The organism is Labrenzia sp. ATLA3, assembly GCF_057180185.1.
Map to the genome: position 1 here is coordinate 80,321 of NZ_JBXUKV010000002.1, position 22,107 is coordinate 102,427.

Below are 22,107 nucleotides of genomic sequence, written 5' to 3' on the forward strand. Positions count from 1 at the left end.
GCTGAGCCCTTCACCCCGAGCGCTCCGCATATTGTGAAAGGACGATCCCATGAAAACGCTTGCCGATGCTTTCGAGCATACTCTTCAGGACATCTACTACGCGGAAAAAACCATGGCCAAGACTATGCCCAAATTGCAGGAAGCTGCAAACGGCAAGAAACTGAAGGATGCCATTGGCGAGCATCTGGAAGAAACGAAGGGCCAGGTCAAGGTTCTCGAAAAGGTCTTCAAGTCACTCGGCAAGAAGCCGGAAGGCGAGAAGTGCGATGCCATCGAAGGTCTCATCAAGGAAACCGACGGCATCATCAGCGAAGCGAGTGGCGCTGCAAAAAACGCCGCTCTCCTGGCTGCCTGCCAGGCTGTCGAGCATTATGAAATCGCCCGTTACGGCACGCTGCGCGAATGGGCCAAGGTGCTCGGACACGATGAGGCGCACGACCTTCTGACCGGCATTCTCGACCAGGAAAAGGCCGCAAACAGCAAGCTGACCAATCTTGCCGTTTCAACGATCAACGCGCAGTAACCGTTCTACATACCTCGCGGAAAGCGCCCTGACAGTCCGGCGCAAAAACAAAGGCCGCAGGAAAGGGATTGCGCTTTCCCGCGGCCTTTTGATCTGATTGACGTTCGTAGAGGCAATCTGCCTCAGCTGGCCAGTTCCCGCGCGCGCTTGACAGCAGCGGCAACGGCCTTCGTCATCACCGGCTGCAGGCCATCGGCGTGCATCAACACGTCGAGCGCGGCCGCCGTCGTGCCGTTCGGGCTGGTGACGTTTTTTCTGAGAACGGAAGGATGTTCACCGGACTGGTGCATCAGTTCGCCCGCACCACAGACGGTGGCAACCGCCAGCTCCTGCGCAATCTCTTCCGGCAGACCTGCCTGCCGTCCGGCTTCGCTCAACGCTTCGGCGAGAAAGAACACATAGGCAGGCCCTGATCCGCTGACACCTGTCACGAGATCGATCTGATCTTCGCTGTCGAGCCAGACGACCTTGCCAACCGACGACAGAAGCTTCGTGACGTCGTCCTTCGCTTGAGCAGAGACGGCCGGGGTCGGATAGACCGCCGTAATGCCGCGTTTGACCATGGCCGGTGTATTGGGCATGCAGCGGCAGATCGGCACCTTGCCGAAAAATGTCTCGAATTTGGAAACAGGCGTGCCGGCGGCAACCGACAACACCAGCGTGTCGGACGCGACCGCGGTTTTGAGACCAGGCAGAACCTGATCCATCATCTGCGGTTTGACGGCGACCAGCACGATCCCGGCCGTCAGATCCTCCGGCACGGAGGTCACATGACGGATACCGTGTTTCTTGAGAAGGGCATCCATCTCTTCTGACAGATGCGGATCATTGACCACGATGGCGGCGGGGTCGATTCCCTCCGCCATCCAGCCGGATAACATTGCCCCGCCCATCTTGCCGGCTCCGACAAGAAGGAAAGGCCGTTCCTTTGAAAAGCTCATGCTTCTCCTGCGGTTTCAAACAAGGCCGTATTCAACGCCTCGGCTGCCGAATGACCGGCCCAGACGACGAATTGAAAGGCTTGATAGAAACGTTCGCAGTTTTCAAGGGCATTTGTCAGCATTCCCTCGATCTGGGCCGAGGTTGCCTCCGCACCACCGGCCAGAAGCAGCGACTGCCGGAACATCACCACGTTCTCCTTGTTCCAGAGATCGAAGTGGCCCATCCAGAGCTGTTCATTGACCAGTGCCAGCAGACGGACAACTTCCGTCTTGCGCAATTCGGTGACCTTGAGGTCGAAAGCACAGGCAAGATGAAGGGCTTCGACTTCCTCCATCCACGAGAAGGAGACGTGGTAATCACACCAGCTCCCCTCAAGGGATATGGTGATCTCGTCCTCGTCCGACCTTTCGAACGTCCAGTCGTTCAACGCGGCGAACGTCTCTATGGTGTCAACGGGATTACCAGGTCGATCGAGTTCAATCTCGATGAGGCTCATGTGCCTACTCCCCTTCTGAGCCGGGGGCCGAGAACCCGATCACGATAACCGGGCGGGCCGCCGGGAAAAGTCCCATGCCGGAGGAGCAAAACGCGTCCTGTTACGGCCCTTTAGAAGGGAACCGGTTCCGTCTTGCTCCGACGAATCCCTGTTATCTTTCAGTATAGGAGCAGGATTGATTTAAGCGATACATACCAGTTGAGTGAAAAAAGCCGAAACTTGTGGACGACTCAGCGGTATTTTTCATCAAACTGCCCAAAATCAACGCAAAACTGCCGTGTTCAAGCGTCTTAGATCTGTCATCAACTTTGCACAGAAAACGCTCACATCGACGTCAGAAGGTCGCCTTAAGCGTCTCCAGACGCGGCGGAATCCGGATTTTCGAGTTTTGCGAGCCGCGATTCGAGTTCCTCGATCCGGTCCAGAGCGCGCACTGCCATCTCTTTGACCGCTTCATGCTCTTCGCGCGAAACCATGTCCATATCGGACAGAAAACGCTCTGCCTGAGCGCGGAAAGCGGTCTCGACCTCGCGGCGGGCGCCCTGGGCAACACCGGCGGCATCAGTCATCAGCTTGGCAAAATCATCGAGAATACGGTTCGGGCCTTGGGTCATCAGACCCTCCTTGATCGGAAACACATGTGATGACAGACAGGTATGAGGGAATGGCGGCAACTTCAAGGACCAATTCCGCCGCAGCCGAATTCACTTGCATTCGCCCCCGCCTTTCGGCGCGTAGTTCCCGCCAGCCGTGCGAACCTGTGTCGGCTTGACGGGACGGGCAAGATCGCGCAAGCGTTCAGCCCGAAATTCGCCCGCGCACCATCGGAAGGTTTTGCCGTGCCGCCAGTCCTGGTTATGCCCTTTCCCGCAATCGACCCTGTTCTTGTCGAATTCGGTCCCTTTGCCCTGCGCTGGTACGCGCTCGCCTATATCGTCGGCATTCTGCTGGCCTGGCGTTACATGCGCCTTCTGGTGGCCAACGACCGCCTGTGGGGCGGCGTCCCCCGCCCTGCCCCGCTTGATATCGATGACTTCGTGCTCTGGGGCACGCTCGGCATCATCATCGGCGGCCGTCTTGGCTACGTGCTGTTTTACAATCCGGCCTATTACTTCGCCCACCCGGCCGAGGTGATCGCGATCTGGACCGGAGGCATGTCCTTTCATGGCGGCTTTACCGGCACGGTGATCGCGATGATCCTGTTTGCCTGGAAGCGTGGCCTGTCGCTCTGGACGCTGTTCGACCTTGCCGGTTGCGCGGCCCCCATCGGCCTCTTTTTCGGCCGGATCGCCAACTTCATCAACTCCGAACTCTGGGGCCGGCCAACAGACGTGCCATGGGCGGTGGTTTTTCCAAATGGCGGGCCAGAGCCCCGTCACCCGAGCCAGCTCTATGAAGCCGCACTCGAAGGCGTCGTGCTGTTTCTGGTGCTGATGGTGCTCAGCCGGCGCTTCAAGCTGCTGCAAAAGCCCGGTTTCCTTGCCGGTGCCTTTGCCTTCGGTTACGGCATCGCGCGCTCTATTTCGGAACTCTACCGGGTTCCCGATGCCCAGATTGGCTATCTGACCGGCTTTCTCACCATGGGCATGCTGCTGTCCATTCCGATGATCCTGGCCGGATTGGCCACCATGATCTGGGCAGGTCGACGCAGCTCCGGAGCAAGCGCGGCGTGACGGGACTGAAAGACAGGATCAAGACCCGGATCGAAACCGAAGGGCCTCTATCGGTCGCGCAATATATGTCCGTCTGCCTCGGCGACCCGGACGCCGGCTATTACATGACACGCGAACCCTTCGGCAGCGAAGGCGATTTCATTACCGCGCCTGAAGTCAGCCAGATGTTCGGCGAACTCATCGGGGCCAGCTGCCTGTCGGCCTGGCAGGCGCTTGGTGAACCGGCGGAGTTTCAACTGGTCGAACTGGGGCCCGGACGCGGCACGCTGATGGCCGACCTCCTGCGCATGGCGTCCCTGCGCCCGGCCTTCCTAAAGGCAGCCCGACTGAACCTGGTCGAGACAAGTCCGCGATTGAGAGACATGCAGATGGCGACGCTGGCGCGTGGCCCGTTGACACCGAATATCCGCGACCGGTTCCAGGACGTTCCAGGCGGTCCGCTGATCCTGGTTGCCAACGAGTTTTTCGACGCCCTGCCCATCCATCAGTTCGTCAAGACCGCCCGTGGCTGGCAGGAACGCCAGGTCGGCCTGTCGCAGGACGGAGAGCTGATGCTCGGCGTCGGCACGGCCCGGCTGCCGGATGACGCCATCCCCGCCGATCTTTCAACTGCCCCTGAAGGCGCGATCTTCGAAACCCAGCCCGCGGCCAATGCCATTGCCGAGGAGATCGGGCACCGGATTGCTGAAGATGGCGGCGCTGCGGTCTTTATCGACTATGGCTACCTGAAGACAGCCACGGGTGACACGCTGCAAGCGCTTTACAAGCACGCCTATGACGATGTCCTCGCCCACCCGGGCGAAGCGGATCTGACGGCGCATGTCAATTTCGAGGCGCTGGCGGCAGCCGCCGTCCGGGCAGGTGCCCACGCGCTGCCACCGCTGACCCAGGGCGAATTTCTGCTGCGCTCGGGCCTTCTGGAACGGGCTGGCGCTCTCGGCGCGGGCAAGTCCCACGGGGAACAGGAAACAATCCGCGATGCCGTCGAACGACTGGCCGCTCCCGACCAGATGGGCGATCTTTTCAAGGTGTTGGCTGTGACCAACTCCGGAATATCGTTCCCCCCGTTTGACAGCGCGTCCTGAACACCCCAAGGATCAATCGCTGGCGTGGCGAATCCCCTCCGCACAGGAGCTCCTTATGAAGATAGAAGCAGACGTCTTGAAGCTGGACGGTATCCGGCACGGCTTCTTCACCCGCCAGGGGGGCGTCTCCGGCGGCATTTACGCCAGCCTCAACATTGGTCTTGGATCGGACGATGATCGCGGCAGCGTTCTGGAAAACCGCGAGCGCGTTGCCGGCCAGCTTGGCATCGGTGCCGATCGCCTGGTCTCCCCGTATCAGATCCATTCACCCGACGTGATCACGGTCTGCGCGCCCTTCGCGCCCGATGCGGAGCGCAAGGCCGACGCGCTGGTCACGGCCACACCGGGCCTCGCCATCGGCATCGCGACGGCCGACTGCGGCCCGCTTCTGTTTGCAGACCCCAAGGCGGGCGTCATCGGCGCGGCCCATTCCGGCTGGAAAGGGGCTGTTGCCGGCATCTTGCAGAATACGGTTGCCGCGATGGAGGCCCTTGGCGCGTCCAAAGGCAACATCACAGCCGTGCTGGGGCCGACGATTTCCCAAGACGCTTACGAGGTCGGCCCGGAGTTCAAGGACCGGTTCCTTCAGGAGCATCCGGACAACACCCGCTATTTCACGCCTTCGGAACGCGCCCAGCATTTCATGTTCGATCTGCCAGCTTTCATTACCGACAAGCTTCAGGCTCTTGGACTGGGCGACGTCGCCGATCTGGCGCTGTGTACCTATGCCGACGAAGACCGCTTCTTCTCGTACCGCCGGACAACCCATCGCAAGGAGCCGGATTACGGCCGCCAGATCAGCGCGATTGCACTTCTCTAAGGAAAACCCATGGCACTTCATTTTTCCGATGCCGAGTTCGAAAGCCGCTTCGACAAGCTGAAGGCCGCCATGGAGGCGCAGAAGCTGGATGCCATGCTGCTGTTTGCCCAGGAGAGCATGTACTGGCTGACCGGCTACGACACGTTCGGCTTCTGCTTCTTCCAGTGCCTCGTGGTGACGAAGGATGGCCGCAAGGTGCTGCTCACGCGCTCGGCAGACGAACGCCAGGCCAAGCACACCTCGAACATCGAGGACATCCGCATCTGGATCGACCGTGGCTCCGCAAGCCCTGTGCTGCAGCTAAAGGAACTGCTGTTCGACATGGACCTGCTCGGCTCAAAGCTGGGGGTCGAATATGACACCCAGGGCATGACCGGCAAGATCGCTCTGAAGCTGAACGAGGAACTTACCAGTTTTGCGGACGTCAGCGATGCCTCGCCCCTGATCCCCGAGCTTCGTGCGGTGAAAAGCGCCGAGGAAATCGTCTATGTGCGCAAGGCCTCGGAGCTCGCCGACAAGGCCTATTATGCCGCGATGGAGGAAATCCGCCCCGGAGCCAACGAAGGCCGCATCCTGGCAGCCATGCAGGGAGCCATTTTCGAAGGAGGCGGCGATTACCCCGGCAATGAGTTCATCATCGGCTCCGACCGCGATGCCCTGCTGTGCCGTTACAAGTCTGGCCGCAGGAACCTGTCCGAACAGGACCAGCTGACACTGGAATGGGCCGGTGCCTACCGCCACTACCACGCCGCGCTGATGCGCACGGTGGTGATCGGCACACCGACGGACCGGCACATGGAAATGTACACCGCCGCACGAGAAGCACTGGCCGCCGTGGAAACACAGCTCGTACAAGGCAGAACCTTCGGCGATGTTTTCGACGCCCATGCCGAACGCGTGGACGCCCATGGCCTGATGCCGCACCGGCTGAATGCCTGCGGCTATTCCCTGGGGGCCCGCTTCACGCCAAGCTGGATGGACATGCCCATGGCCTACCGCGCCAACCCGGCGGAAGTGAAGCCCGGCATGGTTATCTTCATGCACATGATCCTCATGGATTCGAACTCTGGAACCGCCATGACCCTCGGCCAGACCTATCTGACCACGGCCGGAGCGCCGGAGTGCTTGTCCAAGCTGCCTCTCGACCTGCCGGTCAAGTCAGGCTAAACCAGTTTCAACATTGTGGCCCGGTTCGCGTTTCGCGTTTCCGGCAGGGCCGCTGCCACGACGATATCGACCGCGAGAGCCAAGCGTCTCCATGACAGACATGACAACTCAACCATCCCTTTCTTCCCGGCGCCTGCTGGCGGTTTTTCTGCTCGGAGCCGGACTTGCCGCCTGTCAGGCCGCTCCCCAGCCTCCCACTCCGATCTCGACCACCGTGACCGCACCGACAATCGCCGGTCAGGCGGCTCAGGACGAGGGTGTCACTTTCGCGTTCGAACCGTTCACCGGGGCACCGGGCAACATTGCCGATGATCTTTCGGAATTGATCGGCGCCGAAGCCCGCAAACAGGGCATCACGCTGGTGCGCCGTATCGGCGCGTCCGCCACCTACCGGGTCAACGGCTATCTGGCGGCAACAGGACAACCCTCCAACGGCACCGTGTTCTACGTTTTCGACATTGTCGACAGCAGCGGCCGCCGCGTGAAGCGAATCTCTGGAACGGAAGATACGGGCGGAGCGTCCGGTGACCCGTGGCAGTCGGTCAGCTCGGGCACCCTGTCGCGCATTGCCAATCGCTCAATGGTGGAAATCCAGGCCTGGCTCAACCGATAATGAAATGCTTTTCCGGATAATTCCGGCGTGGCGTCATAAAAAATAAAAAAAAGCGGGCGTCAGACGACAAGGCCTGTTGTGGTCCGGTTGCTTGGTTGTTACAACGCCGCCGCCTGCCGAGGGTTTCCGAGCGAGGCTCCCGGCACCCGGCACATGACTTAAGACCTATGCCTTTCCGCGCGTTTGCAAGGCTACCCCGGCCCGCAAACCCGCCGTCGCACCAGAAGGACTTGCGGCTCATGAAGATCGTCGCGGGCAATTCCAACCGAGCCCTGGCTGAGGAAATATCCAAATACCTGGATGCCCCTCTCGCCAAATGCCAGGTCCGGCGGTTTGCCGACCAGGAAATCTTCGTAGAAATCCAGGAAAACGTACGCGGCGAAGATGTTTTCGTCGTCCAGCCGACCAGCTACCCGGCAAACGACCACCTGATGGAGCTGCTCATCATCATCGATGCGCTCCGCCGGTCCTCTGCCCGCCGTATCACCGCGGTCATTCCCTATTTCGGCTACGCCCGGCAGGACCGCCGCGCCTCCGGCCGAACCCCGATCTCGGCAAAGCTGGTGGCCAATCTGATCACAGAAGCCGGTGCAGACCGCATTCTAACCCTGGATCTCCACGCCGGACAGATCCAGGGTTTTTTCGATATCCCGACGGACAACCTGTTCGCCGCTCCTGTCATGACCCGCGACATCAAGGAGCGCTACGCGACCGACAATGTCATGGTCGTCTCTCCGGACGTCGGCGGCGTGGTTCGCGCCCGCGCGCTTGCCAAGCGCATTGAGGCCCCGCTCTCCATCGTCGACAAGCGCCGCGACAAGCCTGGGGAATCGGAAGTCATGAACATCATCGGTGATGTCAAAGGCTACGACTGCATCCTGGTCGACGACATCGTCGACAGTGGCGGCACCCTCTGCAACGCAGCCGAAGCCCTTCTGGCCAAGGGCGCCCAGTCGGTAACGGCCTATATCACCCACGGCGTTCTGTCCGGCGGTGCGGTCGCCCGCGTGGCTTCCTCAAAGTTGAAGGAGCTGGTCATCACCAACTCCATCGAACCGACCGCCGCCATTACGGCTGCCGCCAACATCCGTGCCATCTCGATTGCTCCGCTGATCGGCGAAGCCATCAACCGCACGGCCCTGGAAAAATCGGTTTCCAGCCTGTTCAGCTAATCCGGCTGACGGTAGGCACAAAAAACGCCCGGCCTTGCGGCCAGGCGTTTTTGTTTCAGCCAAGTCTTGAAATCAGGCAGCAGCAACCGCGGCCAGAAACCGATCCACCGTTTCCCGCAGCGCATTGGCGTGATTGTTGACATCCGTCGAGGCAGACAGCACCTGCCCTGCGGAAGAGCTCGTCACCAGTGTCTTTTTGGAGATGGTCTCGACCGTGCGCGCAACCTCCTGCGTGCCCCTCGCCGCCTCCTGAACATTGCCGGAAATCTCGTTGGTTGCCGCACCCTGCTGCTCGACAGCAGAGGCAATCGATCCGGTGTATTCGTCGACCTGGCTCATCGTCTCGGTAATCCCGGCGATTGCCGACACGGCATCCTTCGTGGCGGCCTGTACCTCGGCAATTTGCCCCTCGATTTCTTCCGTTGCCTTCGCGGTCTGCGTTGCAAGCTCCTTCACTTCGGAAGCCACAACCGCGAACCCACGCCCTGCATCTCCGGCTCGCGCGGCTTCGATCGTCGCATTCAGCGCCAGAAGATTGGTTTGTTCGGCAATGGCGGAAATGAGGTTCACGACATCCCCGATCCGCTGTGCGGCTTCAGCAAGACCTTCGATCTTGGTGTTGGTGTCAACCGCCGCTTTGGATGCATCGCGAACAATCTCCGTCGTCGACAAGACCTGCCGGCGGATTTCCTGGATGGAGGCCGACAATTCCTCTGAAGCGGATGCAACCGTCTGGACGTTCGTTGAGGCCGCTTCCGAAGTTTTCGACGCGGTCGAGGCGTCACTTGCGGTCTCGTCGGCAACGCCGTTCAACTCCTCCGCCGCCAGCCGCATCTGTTCGCTGTTGCTGTGAACCGAATTCAGCATATCCGTCACTTCGGACCTGAAACCGGAAATGAGCCGGGTCGTTGCCTCTGCCTGCCTCTCCCGGGCAGCCGCAGATTCATGCTGCTCGGCTTCCAGCCTGTCGCGGGAAATTGCGTTTTCGCGGAAGACCGCAACTGTTTCCGCCATATCGGAAATTTCGTCCGAGGCAGATTGTGACGGCACTTCCACGGCCGTATCTCCACCGGCGAGTCTGTTCATCACGGACCCCAGCCGGGTAATGCGGCCGGAGAGGCTTTTTGCCATCAGAAGTCCGATCACGCCGGCCGTGAATGCACAGGCAAGGGAGATGCCCAGGATCCAGACCTTGAGCGAAGTCAGGGGTGCCAACACTTCGTCGGCGTCCTGAACAACGACGAGCGTGTATTTGTTGCCAAGCGCTGTGACAGGCATCATCGCCGCGAACACGTCCCCGGTGTGATAGCCCGGCAGACGCTTGAAGGCCGCCTCGCCGTCCATAACCGACATCACTTCGGGTGCCGCGAAAGCATCGCTGAGCATTTCGTCCGCATCGGCCGTGCGCTTGCTGTCGCTCACAGTCAACCCGGCTTCATTGACGAGAAAGATATTGCCGGTCTCACCGAGGCCGGCATAGTTGCCGAGCAGGGATTCGATCTTGCTTATCGGAGTTTCGTAGGCAACCGCGCCGATGGTCTTGGATCCCACCTTCACCGGCGCGACCCAGAACCCGGTCGCAGCGCCGTCCCTGCCGGCATATTGGACAGGATCGAAGCCCAGGAGCGTATCCTCGCCACCGGAAACAATCTGCTCGAAAGCAACAGCCAGCGGCGTCTGAGACCAGGCCGGGTCCCTGAGATTGACACCAAAATCCGAATGCTTGCGGGCTGTGTAGATCACATCCCCTGCAAGGTTGATCAGCAAAATGTCCGGATGGTCGTTGGCGTCGGCATAGTCCCTGAGCGCCGTGTGATGTTTGGCATGCACCTTGTCATAGGGCTTGCGGCCTGCCTTGACGAGCTGATCCCTTTCCTCGAGCGGATGCGGGTTGTCCGTCACGTAGATCTTGGTCAGGGTTGCGGAGGCCTTGTCCTTGTATTTCGCCCAGGCACCGTCGAAACCGCTATATGCGGACCGAAGCGCCTGACCGTTCAGGTGCCCGCCGATTGTCAGTTCCTTGCTGCGGTAAAACTCCAGCAGGCTGTCCCGGCGGCTCTCCGCCAGCGCCATCAGTCGCTGCTCCGCCTGACCGCGCACCGTATTGGCTCCGGAGACATAACTTGCGATACCGACGCCTCCTGAACAAAGAAGTGCGATACCGAGGACGAGAGCTGGAAGCTTTACGGATACTTTCAAGGTTTCCCCCCGGAAGATGCGGGAAGGTTCACCCTTCCCGCCGGTTCTTGCTTGTTAGTGCCAGGACGACAGCGTCAGAGCCGGTACCTGCCTGTTAGAGATTGTCGACGTTCACGCCAAAAGTCACTGCGCCGATAACTGCGCCGCTGTCGGGATCGAGAACGGGGACGCTTACCTGGCTCTGCAGCGTTTGCGTGCTGTCATCCTGCTCCAGCTCGCTGATATGAACAGCGCCTTTGCCGGCGAGAAATGTTTCCTGCCACTTTGCTTCGTCACCCTGCCAGAAATCTGACGTGACATCGCTCTGGCCCACGTTGAGCCCCTTGGCATCCATGACGAAAATTTCGGTAAAAAGCCCGCCGCTCGCTTCCTGAACGTCCGACAGATAGACGGAAAGCGGCTTGTCCAGCACTTCATCGATCATCGGCTGATCAACGGCATCGGCTTCCTCACGCCATTTGCCGTCCAGTTCATCGATTTTCGCCTGATCGTAGGAGCCGGTAACACCATTTTGCTCCTTGACCGCCGAGACGACCTCCCCGGCGGAGGCGATTTCAGCGATCTTTCCAGCAGCCAGGTCTTTCAACTCGCTGTCAAATTCATTCGCGCCGGCGCTGCCGGTAAGCAAAAAGAAGACTGCGGCTGTTCGAACAAGATGTTTCATCATTCACTCCCATAAATTTGTAAGAAGAATAATCAAACATCGGAATTAAAATAGTATTTAAAGCAATAAAGAATCTCATGAAAAGAAATAGTTATATCTATATAGAAATAACATCTGTCATTTATACCAATAAAGATTCAGAAAAATTCAGAAGTCACGCTATTTTATACTACCAGTGATAACATAAATTCAAAAAGCACCAGTAAGTAGATCACTCAGACATAGGCCCTCGAAACCAGGCAACAGTGCCCCATTGCATTCGAGGCCTAAGCACATCGGATAGCCGGGTTCCGGGCAAAAAATTTTCCCATTTGTTCAAAAAATTTGCCACAGACACCCCTGCTCAGCTTGTAGGCACGCACCTTTTGTGGTCATCTAATCGCGCATAAGGTCTTTCCAGGGGTTTTCAGATGCTCACTTCCAAACCATTTTCCAGGGCCCGCAGGGCCATGCTGACGGCCGCCCTGGCTGTCACAGTCACTGCGGGACTGTCCGTTCCCTCCGCAATGGCGGCAGACCCGGTCAAGGTCGCCGCGATCTACACCGTTCCCGTTGAACAGCAGTGGGTCAGCCGTATCGACAAGGCGCTGAAAGCCGCACAGGAACGCGGCGAGATCACCTACACCTTCTCCGAAAACGTCGCCAATACCGACTATGAGCGCGTCATGCGCGAATATGCCGAACAGGGCATGGATCTGGTGGTGGGCGAAGCTTTCGCCGTCGAGCGCGCCGCCCGCAAGGTGGCTGCCGAATATCCGGACACGGCGTTCCTGATGGGATCGTCCTTCGGACCGGCCAAACCGAACTTCAGTGTTTTCGACAACTGGATTCACGAGCCGAGCTATCTCTCCGGCATGATTGCCGGCGCCACCACCAAGTCGAACGTCATCGGCATGGTCGGCGGCTACGCCATTCCGGAAGTCAACCGGCTGATGAATGCCTTCATGGAAGGCGCGACAGCCGTCAATCCGGACGTGAAGTTCCTCGTGACCTTCATCAACTCCTGGTACGATCCGCCCAAGGCGAAGGAAGCTGCCTTCGCGATGATCGACAAGGGCGCCGACATTCTCTATGCCGAGCGTTTCGGCGTTTCGGATGCTGCCAAGGAAAAGGGCGTTCTGGCCATCGGCAACGTGATCGACACCGCGGGCGATTATCCGGGCACGATCCTGTCCTCCGCGCTGTGGCACATGGAGCCGACCATCGACAAGGCCATCGAGATGGTTGCCAGCGGTACGTTTGAGCCGGCCGATTTCGGTCCCTACAGCTTCATGTCCTATGGCGGTGGCAGCTTCGTCGTCGACGAAAGCCTTGCTCCGGCCGACGCGGTTGCCGCGGCAAAGGCCAAGGAACAGGAAATCCTCGACGGCCTGTTCCGCGTCAATGTGAACGACAGCGAACCGAAATCCACCATGTAGGCTTTCGCTCAAGACACCCGGCGGTCACAATGACCGCCGGCGTATCCCGGCCGCGAGGGTCAAGCGCGGCACTCATTCTTTTTCCGGGAGGGGGCTCCTATGGCAGGTCTGGCACAGGACGCTGGCGTCGTGCTGCGATTGGACGGGATTACCAAGCGCTTCGGTGCGCTGACGGCCAATGGCGACGTATCGCTCGACTTGAAGCGCGGCGAGATCCTCGCCCTTCTGGGCGAAAACGGTGCCGGCAAGACCACCTTGATGAACATCCTCTTCGGGCATTATGTCGCCGACGAGGGCCGGGTCATGGTCTCGCCGGATGGAACCGGCCTGAGTGAACTGGAACCAGGCTCCCCGCATGCCGCGTTGCAGGCCGGCATCGGCATGGTGCATCAGCATTTCACGCTTGCGGAGAACCTGAGCGCCCTCGACAACATCCTGCTCGGTACGGAACGGTTGGCCGCGCTTTCCTCCTCCCGCGCACCAGCCCGGCGCAAGCTGGAAGAGCTGATGGCCCGCTCCGGCCTGACGGTTTCCCTCGATGCCCGCATTTCCCAGCTTTCCGTTGGCGAGAAGCAGCGGGTGGAAATCCTGAAGGCGCTTTACCGCGATGCCCGCGTGCTGGTTCTGGACGAACCGACCGCGGTGCTGACACCCCAGGAATCGGACACCCTGTTCGCTACCTTGAAAAAGCTGTCTGACGATGGCCTCGGCATCATCTTCATTTCGCACAAGCTGGCCGAAGTCCTCGCCTCCTCGCACCGGGTCGCGGTGCTGCGCGGAGGCCGCAAGGTCGCCGATCTGCCGACAGCCGAATGCGACCGGCGCAAGCTCGCCGAATTGATGGTGGGCCATGCCATTGTCGAGACCATGCGCTCACCCGGCACGCCGGGCGCACCGTTGTTCGTCCTGGAGAAAGCCTCCGCAGGACATGGCCGCGATGCCCTGCGCGAGGTTGACCTCACGCTGAAATCTGGCGAAATCCTCGGAATTGCCGGCGTCTCCGGCAACGGCCAGACAACGCTTGCCCGTGTCATTTCCGGACTGGAACCGCTCAGCAGTGGATCCATGACGCTGGAAGGCAAGGGGGTCGGCCAGACCAGCGCCCGAACCATGATCGACAGCGGCCTTGCCCGCATTCCCGAAGACCGCCATCACGACGGCATCGTCGGGGCGATGAGCGTTTCGGAAAACCTGGCGATCGAAGCCATCCGCAAGCCGGAAAACCAGCGCCTCGGCCTGCTGCGTTTTTCCGCCATGCGGGAACGGGCCCGCAATCTGATCAAGGCCTACGACATCCGCTGCCAGAGTGAAGACAGCCCGGCGCGGCTACTGTCCGGTGGCAACATCCAGAAGATTGTGCTGGCCAGAACCCTGGAAACCGTTCCCAAGGTCGTATTGGCCGCCCAGCCCTCGCGCGGGCTCGATGTCGGCGCGACGTCCGATGTTCACAAGCGCCTGCTGGCCGCCCGCGACCGCGGCGCCGGTGTCATCCTGATTTCAGAGGATCTCGACGAACTCATGCGCCTTTCCGACAGGATCGCCGTGATCCACCGCGGACATCTGTCCGAAGCGGAAGCCAGCGAAACGCTGGACCGTGGCTCCCTCGGCCTCAGGATGGCCGGTCACTCCACGGAGGACGCAGCATGATCCGCTTCGAGCCGCGCGGACCGTCGTCCGTTTCCCGAATGCTGGGCGTATCGATTGCCGCTGCCCTGGCAGCCCTGCTGCTTGCCGCCATCCCGATGGCCTTTGCCGGCTTGTCGGTGTTCGAAGGCTACAGCCTGATGGTCAAGGGCGCCTTCGGCTCGCTCTTTGCCTTCACCGAAATGCTGACAAGGGCAACACCGCTGATCCTCACGGGCCTGGCGGCGGCCGTCGCCTTTCGTGCAAAGCTCTGGAACATCGGTGCGGAGGGCCAGCTTTATGCAGGCGCTCTGGCGGCCGTTGCCGTCGGCACCGGTGTCATTTCCGCACCGCCCTACATCCTCATTCCCCTGGTGGTTCTTGCCGGCGCACTGGCCGGCGGTCTCGTCATGCTTGGCCCGACCCTTCTGAAAACCCGGCTGGGCGTCGATGAAGTGGTCACAACCTTGCTGCTGAATTTCATCATCCTGCTTTTCGTGCAGATGATGCTGGAAGGGCCGATGAAAGACCCGATGGGCATGGGCTGGCCGCAGTCCGAACCCATTCTCGATCAAGCGGCCCTACCCAAGCTGATGGACCGGATGCGCATTCACTGGGGTCTTGTCATTGCCCTTGTCTCGTCGCTCGGTGTCTATTTCCTGCTCAAACGCACCATCTGGGGCTTCGAGATCCGTGCTGTCGGCGAAAATGCCGCCGCGGCCCGCCACGCCGGCATTCCGGTCACCGCCACCTTCATTCGCGTCGGTCTTCTGTCCGGTGCGCTGGCAGGCCTTGCGGGCGTTGGGGAAGTTGCCGGCCTGAAAGGTTACCTGACCGCCGATCTTTCACCCGGGTTTGGCTATTCCGGCATTGTCGTCGCCATGCTTGCCGGGCTGTCGCCGGCCGGTGTCGTTCTGGCAGCTCTCTTCATCGCCAGCATCTTTGTGGGCGCCGATTCCATGTCCCGCGCCACCGGTGTTTCCAACTACCTGGCGGACCTGATCGTCGCCATGGCCCTTCTGTGCGTTCTTGTCTCCGGACTGTTCCTGCGCTTCAAGATCCGCTTCGTCGGCAGCCAGACCAACCAGGAGGCGGCAGAATGACCGATATCCTCGACATTCTCATCTCCGCCAACTTCTGGGCCGCTGCGCTGCGCATCGCGACCCCGCTGATCTTCGGCGTCATTGGCGCCCTGGTGTGCGAACGTGCAGGCGTCCTCAATCTCGGCATCGAAGGCATCTTTACGGCGGGTGCCATGGCCGGCTGGATGGCGGTGTGGCTCGGTGCGGGCCTGTGGGGCGGCGTTCTTGTGGCCGCGATGGCGGGCGCCTTCTTTGGGCTCATCCACGCGATCCTGACCGTGCCGCTCGGGCTCTCCCAGCACGTCTCGGGCATTGGCGTAACGCTGTTTGCCACGTCACTCAGTTATTTCATCTACCGGACGGCGCTACCGGATGTGTCCTCCCCACCCCGGATCGAAGCCTTCCAGCCGCTCGACATTCCCGGCCTGAGCGATCTGCCGTTCCTCGGCCCTGCCCTGTTTCAGCAGACACCACTGACCTTCCTCGCCCTACTGCTGGTTGCGATCACCGCCTATGTGCTCTACCGAACCCCGCTCGGCCTGGCCATTCAGGCCGTTGGCGACAATCCGGCGGCGGTGGAATCGCAAGGGCTTTCCGTCTATGCGATCCGCATCGGCACGGTGGTTGCGGGCTCCGCGATCATGGCGCTCGGCGGCGCATTCCTGACCATGTCGGCCTTCGACGCGTTTTTCTTCGGCATGGTCAACGGACGTGGCTGGATCTGCATCGCGCTGACGGTGTTCGCCTCCTGGCGGCCCGGCAAGGCCCTGATCGGCGCCCTCCTCTTCGGCGCGTTCGATGCCTTCCAGGTTCGACTTCAAACCGAGGTCGGCAGCTTCATTCCGGGTCAGCTCTTCCTGATGATGCCGTATCTGCTTTCCATCGCCGCACTGATTGTCGTTGCCCGCCGGGCAGACTATCCAAGAGCCCTTCTTGTGCCCTACTTCCGTGGCCAACGCTGAGACAGTCCCATGAGTTTCGATCTCCTCGTCAAGAACGCCAACCTGCCTGACGGCCGCCACGGCATCGATATCGCCTGCCGGAACGGCCGGATCGAAGCGGTGGAAGCCGGGATCACCGCGGAGGCCGGCCAGGTGATCGACGCCGGCGGACACCTCGTGTCGCCGCCGTTTGTCGACAGCCACTTCCACATGGATGCCACCCTGTCGCTCGGCCTGCCACGCATGAACCGCAGCGGCACACTGCTGGAAGGCATCGCGCTGTGGGGAGAACTGAAGGAGATCCTGACAGTCGAAGCCGTTGTCGAGCGAGCCCTGAGATATTGCGATCTGGCCGTCTCGCAAGGTCTTCTGGCAATCCGCACCCATGTGGACGTGTGCGACGACAGGCTGACCGGTGTCAAAGGCCTCCTGGAAGTCCGCGAGAAAGTGAAGGACTACATCGACCTGCAACTGGTCGCCTTCCCGCAGGACGGGCTGTTTCGCTCCGCCACCGCCGAGAAAAACCTTCTGGCGGCTCTGGATATGGGCGTCGACATTGTCGGCGGCATTCCGCATTTCGAACGCACCATGGACGACGGTGCCCGGTCCGTCGAACGGCTGTGCGAGATCGCGGCTGAACGCGGCCTGATGGTCGACATGCACTGCGACGAGACCGACGATCCGATGTCACGCCACATCGAAGCGCTCGCCTATCAGACCCAGCGCCTGGGGCTAGAGGGCCGCGTTGCCGGATCGCATCTGACGTCCATGCATTCCATGGACAATTACTATGTCTCCAAGCTGCTGCCGCTGATCGCGGAAGCGCAGGTTCATGCGATTGCGAACCCGCTGATCAACATCACGCTTCAGGGCCGCCACGATACCTATCCCAAACGCCGCGGCCAGACCCGCGTTCCGGAAATGCGTTCCTATGGCATCAATGTCGCCTTCGGCCATGACTGCGTGATGGACCCCTGGTACTCAATGGGCTCCGGCGACATGCTGGAGGTTGCCTCCATGGGTCTTCACGTTGCCCAGATGACCAGCCGCGATGCCATCCGCTACTGCTACGACTGTGTTACCGCGCACCCGGCCAAGGCCATGAACCTTGAAGGTTATGGACTGGAGAAAGGCTGCAAGGCTGACTTCGTGCTGCTGCAGGCCCGGGACACGATCGAGGCCATACGCCTGAAGGCAACGCGCCTTGCCGTCGTCAAATCCGGCCATGTCATCGCAACCACACCGGCCCGGCAGGCCCAGCTCACCCTTCCCGGACGCCCGGCCCAGGTCGACCCGGCCTCCTACGCCCCGCACGAAGGCTGATAGGCCCTACCTCAAGCACAGGCTTCAGGGTCTTCAAAACCTGCACTGCCATGGCGCGACCCTGGCATCCACGCCGCTCCTTCATACCGGGCACGACCTTGGCATCCAGGCCGGTCGGGCCATGGATTTGGACATCGGCTATCGTCCTGTGTGAAGACGCTCCCTATTTGGTAGCGACTCGATGCTATTGCGCATTTAATTTCGACTCGCTACAAAGAAGTTATGTCCGCCACCACCGATGCCGAGACCATTCGCGACCTGATCGACCGGTTGACGCGTCTTGCCGCTGCCGAAGAATGGAATGGGCCGTTGAACCCGTCTCAATTTGCCGCGCTCAGCTATCTGGCGCGGGCAAACCGCTTTTCGCGAGCGCCCTCTCATGTGGCCGATTTTCTGGCAACGACACGCGGCACGGCATCACAAACCCTGAAGGCGCTCGCCCGCAAGGATCTGATCGCCGAAACGCGCTCGGACGAAGACAAGCGCAGCATCCGCTATGACGTCTCCGCGCCGGGCCTGGAAGTGCTTCAGAGTCCCTCGTCTCTGGAAAAGGCCATCGATACCCTGCCACCGGAGGTCAATGCGTCGCTGGCATCCTCTCTGAAGGCGCTTGTCCTGACGATGTTGCATCAGCGCGGCGGCCGCTCGTTCGGCATTTGCCGCACCTGCTGTCACCATGAGGCGAAAGACACCGGCGGCCATTGCCGCCTGCTGAATGTGCCGCTTTCGCCAACCGATGCCGCACAGCTCTGCCACGAACACACACCAGCCGAAAGCCAATAGCCATGACCACCAAAGCCCGCATCGTCTCGCTCTTTACAGGAGAGCCCGAAGACCGTTGGGACGGCAAGGCGCCGTCCGCCATCGGGAAATCGTTGGCCGATGGTGTTCTTCAGGTCACCAGAACGGGCATCATCGGAGATCAACAGGCGGATCTTTCCGTTCATGGCGGGCCGGAAAAGGCGCTGCACATCTACCCTTCGGAGCATTACGACCATTGGCGTGAGGCTCTTCCGGAAAAGGCGGAAATCTATCGGCCGGGCGGTTTCGGCGAGAACATCGCTTCCGAAGGGTTCACGGAAGAAGACCTGTGCATTGGCGACATCCTGTCGGCTGGCACGGTCCGCATGCAGATTTCCCAGGGACGCCAGCCCTGCTGGAAACTGAACCTGCACACGGACAACCCCACCCAGGCTGCCCAGTTTCAGAAAACAGGCCGCACAGGCTGGTATTTCCGGGTTCTGCAGGAAGGGGCGTTTCAGGCAGGCGACGAGCTGACCCTGGTCGAGCGCCCCTGCCCGGAGTGGAACCTGCGCGAGGTCATTCATGCGCGGTTCAATCCTCGGCTCGACCCGGCCGTGGCACAGGCTTTGTCGGAGCTCGAACAACTGGCTGAACCCTGGCGTGTCTCCTTCGCCAAAAAGGCCAATCCGTCCTTCCGCGAAGACACCTCCAAACGGCTCAACGGTTAAGTCAGTCCCCTTTCGGGGGTAAAGTCAGCGCATTGGCGATGGCAAGATCCAGCCAGGTTTGAAGCAACTCGTCGTCACAATCGTCCTCACCGACGAAGAACAGACCGCTCAGGGTACGCCCGCCCTGCACCATCGGTTCGGCGCCGGGCAGTTCCAGTCCAGCAGCGTGGTTGGACTTGCCAAGACGGAAAATGAACCGCCGCTCGCCCTCCCGTGTGCGGTCGGCACCTGCGATCATGTGGCCATGCAGCAGAAAGCACATGGCGCCCATCATCCTTTTTTCGCTGACGCCTACCCTGTTGCCGAGCGCTTCTCGCAAGCGGTCGTTGAGGTCTTCATCAATGGCCATGACGTCGGCTCTTCAAGGTAAGGAGTGGGCATGAAATCGGATTTCGAAGGCCGGTAAAATCACCCGGACAGTCGGCCGCAACGTCCGCCGGATCATCCGGTCGGTCAACCCGAAGGTTCAGCAAATCTGCGTTACGAACACGGGTGAAGGTCTACAGGTTGAAATTTCCGCAGTTCCCTGCGAAAAACGACCAACAGCAGACTTGCACTTTCCCTGCGGTTTGGGTATATCCCCGCACGCGCCTGCACCCCTGGAGGAGGCGCTTCTGGACCGATCCCGGACAACATGAGTCTTCTGGCACGGTGGTTCGCCGGTCCGTTACCTATACACTCGAAGGAGTTTTGCCATGGCTGCCAGCTATGAGCTGAAGGCGTCGGCACGGGACCGGGTGGGCAAGGGGGCCGCACGGACACTGCGTCGCGAAGGCCTTCTCCCTGCCGTGATCTACGGCGACAAGAAACCGGCACTGCCGATCACCATTCCGCTGAAAGAAACCACCATCACCCTGCATAAGGGCGGTTTCCTGACGCACATCGGCGTGATCGATGTGGACGGCAAGAAGCATCAGGTGATCGCGAAGGATTTTCAGCTGCACCCGGTGCGCGACGACATCATCCATGTCGACTTCCTGCGCGTCTCCAAGGGCGCTACGCTGACGATTGAAATTCCGGTCCACTTCCTCAACGAAGAAGACTGCCCGGGCATCAAGAAGGGCGGCGTTCTGAACATCGTTCGCCACACCGTCGAAATGACCGTTCCGGCCGACAACATTCCGGAATCTCTCGAAATCGACCTGGCCAAGGCACAGCCGGGCGACAGCCTGCACATTTCCGCAGTGAACCTGCCGGAAGGCTGCCAGCCGACCATCACCGATCGCGATTTCACCATCGCCACGATCGCTGCTCCGGCCGGTATGAAAGAGACCGACGAAGACGAAACTGAAGAAGAAGCTGAAGGCGAAGCTGAATAAGCTGAAGCCTTGCTATAAAAATCGGGAGGCGGTCTCCGCCTCCCTCCCCCCCGCGGGACAACTTGCAGAGCAGCCGAAAACGGCTGCTTTTTCGTTTCAGGACTAGCCAGCCGGCCGGCATTCTACTTCATGCAGGATGCTCTACCTTGAAAGGCGCACCATGAAATTGATCGTCGGCCTGGGCAACCCGGGCGCCAAATACGAAGGCAACCGGCACAACATCGGTTTCATGGCCGTGGATGAGATCCACCGCCGCCACTCCGGCTTTCAGCCGTGGAAAGCCCGCTTTCAGGGACAGGTGTCCGAAGGCCGTCTCGGCTCGGAAAAGGTCCTGCTGCTGAAACCCAGCACCTACATGAACGAATCCGGACGCTCCGTCGGTGAAGCCATGCGCTTTTACAAGATCGAGCCTGAAGACATTGTCGTCATCTATGACGAACTCGACCTGCCGCCCGCGAAATTCCGCATGAAGGCCGGCGGCGGCCACGGCGGCCACAACGGTCTCAGATCGATCACCGCCCATATCGGCGAAAGCTACCGCCGCCTGCGTCTCGGCATCGGCCACCCGGGCGACAAGAAGCTGGTGTCCAATTACGTGCTGGGCGATTTCGCCAAGGCCGACCGGGACTGGCTCGAACCGCTTCTGATGGAAGTCGCCGATCAGGCCGGATTGCTCGCCGAAGGCAAGGACAGCCAGTTCGCCAACAAGCTGACCCTGGCTCTTGAACCGGAAAAGGCGCAGCGCAAGGACAAAAACCAAGCTGGCAAGTCAAAAGACGTTGCGAGCAATGCCGCCAAGGCAGCTGCCCCGAGGGACGGCACGTCCGCGCCCTCAAAACCCAAGGGCCAGAGCCACATCCGCCAGGCGCGGCAAGGCAAATCGGTCAACGTTCCCAAATCGGGGCCCATGGCCGACATGCTGAAGAAGCTGCTCGGCGGCGGCGACTGAACACATCACCGGTCCGGCATTCCCCTGTCCTTTAAGGTTAGGACAGCGGCTGAACGTTGATGATCTCAACCCGCCTGTTGCGAGCGCTCGACGGATTGCCCGGGTCAACCGGCCGGCTCTCGCCATAGCCCACCGGCACAAGCTGTTGCCGCGGGATCGAGAAGAAGGCCGCCAGAAACTCCGCCACCATGAAGGCCCTTCGTCTCGACAGGTCCAGATTATAGGCCGTCGTTCCGCGCAGGTCCGTGTGCCCGGCGATCTGGAAATGCATGTTCCTGAGACGCGGATCCTGCAAGGCCTGGCCAAGTGCCTGCAAGGTCAAAATTCCATCATTGGTCAGCGAGGCGGAATCGAACTCGAAATTGACCGTCAGATTGATGCGCGGCAATTCCACTTCCGGCGGCAATTGGCCTTCGATGCTGATGCCCCGAAACGGGTGGGGTTCCTGCTTTCGCATCGACCGGGACCTGGGGGCTCCGCCATCGGGTAGCAACGCCTTGATGATCTGATCCGACGTAACGGTTTGCGCGCAAACGCCTGCGGGCAACATCAGCCCCACCAGCAGGGCCAGAACGGGCGCCCAGGACAGGCGGGTAGTCGCAAATTCGGTAAGAAATCGCATATCG

23 protein-coding genes are annotated in these 22,107 nt (G+C 60.5%); 16 read left to right on the plus strand and 7 right to left on the minus strand.

Annotated features, from left to right (window positions below; translation table 11 throughout):
• Window positions 1-49 precede the first annotated feature (49 nt).
• Window positions 50-523, plus strand: a complete 474-nt coding sequence (locus tag AC2A6O_RS04885; RefSeq protein ID WP_148585816.1) for a YciE/YciF ferroxidase family protein — start codon at window positions 50-52, stop codon at window positions 521-523.
• A gap of 122 nt (window positions 524-645) precedes the next feature.
• On the opposite strand, the gene proC is transcribed toward AC2A6O_RS04885, so the two are convergent.
• The 3 genes from proC to AC2A6O_RS04900 form a co-directional block, all read right to left on the minus strand.
• The gene (proC, locus tag AC2A6O_RS04890) at window positions 646-1,464 is read right to left on the minus strand and encodes a pyrroline-5-carboxylate reductase (RefSeq protein ID WP_498925987.1); all 819 of its coding nucleotides are present in this window, start codon (window positions 1,462-1,464) and stop codon (window positions 646-648) included.
• Entirely contained in the window at window positions 1,461-1,961 is a 501-nt protein-coding gene (locus tag AC2A6O_RS04895) for a type III secretion system chaperone family protein (RefSeq protein ID WP_148585814.1), read from the minus strand. Before AC2A6O_RS04895 ends, proC begins: the two co-directional genes overlap by 4 nt.
• Before the next feature lie 347 nt (window positions 1,962-2,308).
• Window positions 2,309-2,575, minus strand: a complete 267-nt coding sequence (locus AC2A6O_RS04900) for an accessory factor UbiK family protein (RefSeq protein WP_148585813.1) — start codon at window positions 2,573-2,575, stop codon at window positions 2,309-2,311.
• 243 nt (window positions 2,576-2,818) lie between these two features.
• Between AC2A6O_RS04900 and lgt the strand changes: the two genes are divergently transcribed.
• The 6 genes from lgt (at window position 2,819) to AC2A6O_RS04930 (ending at window position 8,491) form a co-directional block, all read left to right on the plus strand.
• Window positions 2,819-3,634: a prolipoprotein diacylglyceryl transferase gene (lgt, locus tag AC2A6O_RS04905; RefSeq protein WP_498926366.1), complete on the plus strand. Its 816-nt coding sequence runs from the start codon at window positions 2,819-2,821 to the stop codon at window positions 3,632-3,634.
• The gene (locus AC2A6O_RS04910) at window positions 3,631-4,719 is read left to right on the plus strand and encodes a class I SAM-dependent methyltransferase (RefSeq protein ID WP_498925988.1); all 1,089 of its coding nucleotides are present in this window, start codon (window positions 3,631-3,633) and stop codon (window positions 4,717-4,719) included. Before lgt ends, AC2A6O_RS04910 begins: the two co-directional genes overlap by 4 nt.
• A gap of 55 nt (window positions 4,720-4,774) precedes the next feature.
• Window positions 4,775-5,539, plus strand: coding sequence for a peptidoglycan editing factor PgeF (gene pgeF / locus AC2A6O_RS04915; protein WP_498925989.1), 765 nt, complete (start codon window positions 4,775-4,777; stop codon window positions 5,537-5,539).
• Window positions 5,540-5,548: 9 nt separating this feature from the next.
• Window positions 5,549-6,706: a M24 family metallopeptidase gene (locus AC2A6O_RS04920; RefSeq protein WP_498925990.1), complete on the plus strand. Its 1,158-nt coding sequence runs from the start codon at window positions 5,549-5,551 to the stop codon at window positions 6,704-6,706.
• A gap of 91 nt (window positions 6,707-6,797) precedes the next feature.
• A complete protein-coding gene (locus tag AC2A6O_RS04925; protein ID WP_498925992.1) occupies window positions 6,798-7,319 on the plus strand; it encodes a hypothetical protein in 522 nt (173 codons plus the stop codon).
• A 239-nt stretch (window positions 7,320-7,558) separates the two neighbouring features.
• On the plus strand, window positions 7,559-8,491 hold the full coding sequence (locus tag AC2A6O_RS04930) for a ribose-phosphate pyrophosphokinase (protein ID WP_148585808.1): 933 nt from the start codon (window positions 7,559-7,561) through the stop codon (window positions 8,489-8,491).
• Between the two features lie 72 nt (window positions 8,492-8,563).
• On the opposite strand, the gene AC2A6O_RS04935 is transcribed toward AC2A6O_RS04930, so the two are convergent.
• Both AC2A6O_RS04935 and AC2A6O_RS04940 read right to left on the minus strand, forming a co-directional pair.
• Window positions 8,564-10,690, minus strand: a complete 2,127-nt coding sequence (locus AC2A6O_RS04935) for a methyl-accepting chemotaxis protein (RefSeq protein WP_498925993.1) — start codon at window positions 10,688-10,690, stop codon at window positions 8,564-8,566.
• Between the two features lie 94 nt (window positions 10,691-10,784).
• A complete protein-coding gene (locus tag AC2A6O_RS04940) occupies window positions 10,785-11,354 on the minus strand; it encodes a PDC sensor domain-containing protein (RefSeq protein WP_209001243.1) in 570 nt (189 codons plus the stop codon).
• 410 nt (window positions 11,355-11,764) lie between these two features.
• Between AC2A6O_RS04940 and AC2A6O_RS04945 the strand changes: the two genes are divergently transcribed.
• The 7 genes from AC2A6O_RS04945 (at window position 11,765) to AC2A6O_RS04975 (ending at window position 19,213) form a co-directional block, all read left to right on the plus strand.
• Window positions 11,765-12,772, plus strand: a complete 1,008-nt coding sequence (locus tag AC2A6O_RS04945) for a BMP family protein (RefSeq protein WP_162855068.1) — start codon at window positions 11,765-11,767, stop codon at window positions 12,770-12,772.
• Between the two features lie 99 nt (window positions 12,773-12,871).
• Complete coding sequence (locus tag AC2A6O_RS04950; protein ID WP_498925994.1) at window positions 12,872-14,419, plus strand: ABC transporter ATP-binding protein; 1,548 nt, start codon at window positions 12,872-12,874, stop codon at window positions 14,417-14,419.
• On the plus strand, window positions 14,416-15,498 hold the full coding sequence (locus tag AC2A6O_RS04955) for an ABC transporter permease (protein WP_498925995.1): 1,083 nt from the start codon (window positions 14,416-14,418) through the stop codon (window positions 15,496-15,498). The genes AC2A6O_RS04950 and AC2A6O_RS04955 overlap by 4 nt, the downstream gene beginning before the upstream one ends.
• A complete protein-coding gene (locus AC2A6O_RS04960; protein WP_498925996.1) occupies window positions 15,495-16,439 on the plus strand; it encodes an ABC transporter permease in 945 nt (314 codons plus the stop codon). Before AC2A6O_RS04955 ends, AC2A6O_RS04960 begins: the two co-directional genes overlap by 4 nt.
• A 9-nt stretch (window positions 16,440-16,448) precedes the next feature.
• Complete coding sequence (locus AC2A6O_RS04965; protein WP_498925997.1) at window positions 16,449-17,741, plus strand: amidohydrolase family protein; 1,293 nt, start codon at window positions 16,449-16,451, stop codon at window positions 17,739-17,741.
• A gap of 222 nt (window positions 17,742-17,963) precedes the next feature.
• Window positions 17,964-18,524 (plus strand): MarR family transcriptional regulator, encoded by a 561-nt coding sequence (locus tag AC2A6O_RS04970; RefSeq protein ID WP_498925998.1) that lies wholly within the window; start codon window positions 17,964-17,966, stop codon window positions 18,522-18,524.
• Between the two features lie 2 nt (window positions 18,525-18,526).
• Window positions 18,527-19,213, plus strand: coding sequence for an MOSC domain-containing protein (locus tag AC2A6O_RS04975; RefSeq protein WP_498925999.1), 687 nt, complete (start codon window positions 18,527-18,529; stop codon window positions 19,211-19,213).
• A 1-nt stretch (window position 19,214) separates the two neighbouring features.
• Here the strand turns inward: AC2A6O_RS04975 and AC2A6O_RS04980 are convergent, their stop codons facing one another.
• The gene (locus tag AC2A6O_RS04980) at window positions 19,215-19,562 is read right to left on the minus strand and encodes a TfoX/Sxy family protein (RefSeq protein WP_498926000.1); all 348 of its coding nucleotides are present in this window, start codon (window positions 19,560-19,562) and stop codon (window positions 19,215-19,217) included.
• Between the two features lie 346 nt (window positions 19,563-19,908).
• Here AC2A6O_RS04980 and AC2A6O_RS04985 point away from each other — a divergent pair, with 346 nt between their 5' ends.
• Both AC2A6O_RS04985 and pth read left to right on the plus strand, forming a co-directional pair.
• Window positions 19,909-20,532, plus strand: a complete 624-nt coding sequence (locus tag AC2A6O_RS04985) for a 50S ribosomal protein L25/general stress protein Ctc (protein ID WP_148585798.1) — start codon at window positions 19,909-19,911, stop codon at window positions 20,530-20,532.
• Window positions 20,533-20,692: 160 nt separating this feature from the next.
• A complete protein-coding gene (gene pth, locus AC2A6O_RS04990; protein ID WP_498926001.1) occupies window positions 20,693-21,481 on the plus strand; it encodes an aminoacyl-tRNA hydrolase in 789 nt (262 codons plus the stop codon).
• Window positions 21,482-21,518: 37 nt separating this feature from the next.
• Here pth and AC2A6O_RS04995 read toward each other — a convergent pair whose 3' ends face one another.
• Window positions 21,519-22,103 (minus strand): OmpA family protein, encoded by a 585-nt coding sequence (locus tag AC2A6O_RS04995; protein ID WP_148585796.1) that lies wholly within the window; start codon window positions 22,101-22,103, stop codon window positions 21,519-21,521.
• Between the last annotated feature and the right edge of the window lie 4 nt (window positions 22,104-22,107).